The sequence below is a fragment of the Kitasatospora sp. NPDC093558 genome (genome assembly GCF_040683475.1).
Lineage (GTDB): Bacteria > Actinomycetota > Actinomycetes > Streptomycetales > Streptomycetaceae > Kitasatospora.
On record NZ_JBFBDY010001192.1, the window covers coordinates 1 to 1,366 of the forward strand.

A 1,366-nucleotide genomic window follows, 5' to 3' on the forward strand; every position below is an offset into this window, starting at 1 on the left:
GGCGAGCGTGAGCGCCCGCCGGGCGAGTTCGCCGTAGCCGAGCGTGCCGTCCGCTCCCCAACACAGCGCGGTGGCATCCGGGTTGCCGGCGGCGTGGGCGAAGAATCCGTCGTGGAGCCTGGCACCAGGCAGCGGCCCGGCGGTGTCGTTGGCGGATGTCCGCACCGCGAGCTGCGAAGCGGGGAGCAGCGCCGGGACGGGCTCGGACCAGGTGCCGGCGTCCGACAGCAGCCGGTCCAGCAGCCTGCTGTAGGCGTCGAACATGGCGTCGAGGACGCCGGGTGCGAAGGCGTCCTCGCGGGCGTCCCAGTTGACCAGCAACCCGCCGTTCAACTCGGTCACCTGGGCGTCCAGCCAGACCTGCGGGCCCTGCGAGATGATCCAGGTGGCCTCGCCGAAGGTGTCCCGGACCTCCGCCGGGAACAGCTCTCCCAGGCCCAGCGCGCTGGTGTAGACGACGGGTGCGAGGAACCGTTCGCCGTGCAAGCGGGAGGCGTCGCGCAGGACCTCGACGCCGGAGTAGCCGGCGTGCGCCGCGTCGGCGTGGAAGCGTGCCTGAAGCCGGGCGGCGCGCTCCGCGAAGGTGCCGGGCGCGGCGCCGTCCCACGCCAGCAGGACCGAGGAGGTGAAGTCGCCTACCAGGGAACCGACCTCGGCGTGCAGCAGCTCACGGTCGAAGAGCGGAAGGTTGAGCAGGAAGCGCGGCTCGGCACTGAACGCGGTGAGGGTCTCCGCGAACACCGAGGCCAGCGCCATCGCGGGGGTCAGCCCGTGACTGCGGGCCAGTTCCCCGAGACATCGCATCATCCGGGGGTCCAGCCAGCGGTGGCGGCGCACCACGGTCGGCTGCTCGGACGGTGTGGCGAGCGGCAGTTGGGGTGCGGCGGGCAGTTCGGGCAGGTGGCGGCGCCAGTAGTCGCGGTCGGCGTCCAGGGCGGCCGCCCGGGTCGGCGCCTCTCGCGCCGCGCGCCGGTCGGCGAGGTAGCGCGGGTAGCTGTAGGCGAGCGCGGGCAGTGGCGCGCTGGGGTCGGCGTAGCTGCGGGCGAGGTCGGCGAGCAGCACGCGCAGGCTCAGTGCATCGGCCGCGACCATGTCCAGGTTGAGGTGGAAGCGCGTGCCGTTCTCCCGGATCTCCGCCGGGAGCAGCGAGAGTTGGACGTCGAAAACCTCACCGGCCGCGATGTCCATTCGCCGGTGGGACAGCCGCTGCCGGATGTCCGCCAGTTCCTGCTCGGCCTCGGCCTCGGTCAGCGTGCGCAGGTCGTGGACGCGAAGGCCCGGCCAGGCGCCGTGCGGGGCGATCTGCTGGTGGCCGTCGTCGAGGATCCGCACCCGCAGCATCCCGAGCCGCGCGAGGACCGCCCGG

At 73.4% G+C, this 1,366-nt stretch carries 1 protein-coding gene; it reads right to left on the reverse strand.

Features of this window, described 5'->3' with window-relative positions; translation table 11 throughout:
• Positions 1 to 1,366 (reverse strand): condensation domain-containing protein (locus AB0O00_RS39665; protein WP_363659523.1); only part of this gene is annotated, 1,366 nt, incomplete at both ends.